The sequence below is a fragment of the Mesorhizobium sp. M7A.F.Ca.CA.004.06.1.1 genome, from assembly GCF_003999135.1.
Classification (GTDB): Bacteria; Pseudomonadota; Alphaproteobacteria; order Rhizobiales; family Rhizobiaceae; genus Mesorhizobium.
The window spans coordinates 1-571 of the sequence record NZ_RZPQ01001383.1; the positions used below are offsets into that span (position 1 = coordinate 1).

Annotated in this window: 1 protein-coding gene; it reads right to left on the reverse strand. The window is 70.2% G+C overall.

Annotated elements, in window-relative coordinates; genetic code table 11:
* Nucleotides 1-187 precede the first annotated feature (187 nt).
* A partial coding sequence (locus EN906_RS36485) for an ATP-binding protein (RefSeq protein WP_348629314.1) occupies nucleotides 188-571 on the reverse strand: 384 nt, incomplete at its 5' end.

Here is a 571-nt window from a genome sequence, read left to right on the forward strand (position 1 = left end):
CAGGAGGCAGCCCGCGAGGGCGGTCGAACGCAGCAGGCCGCGCTTCGAGACGATGGCAATTCCTGTCAAGGCCAGGCTCCCCAGATCAGCACCGACGCAGTCGTGCATGTTCCCGGGGGCATAGCACCCGAGACCAAGGGCGGGTATCGTTGAAACTAGCTATGCCCGCCGCGCCGGGATACGCCGCTCAGGCCGCGGGCACTTGCAGGGCCAGCACGGTTTCGCCGTGCCGCGACCGCGTGTCGAGCGTGCCGCCCAGCCGCCCGGCCCGCGCCCGCATCGAGCGCAGGCCGGTGCCCGGGACGGGCGCCTCCGAGACGGTATCGAAGCCGACGCCGTTGTCCTGGATGGCCAGGCTCAGCGTCTCGCCGCGCCGGTGCAGGTCGATGACGACGCGGCTTGCCTGGCTGTGCTTGAGCACGTTGGTCAGGCCTTCCTGCAGGATGCGGACGAGATCGAGGCTTCGCGCCGCCGGCAGGTGGCAGTCCTCCAGCCCGGTCAGGTTCCACACGCAATCGATGTCGCGGCTTTCGCATGCCAGCGTTTGGCGGCGGCGCAGCGGCGCGATCCA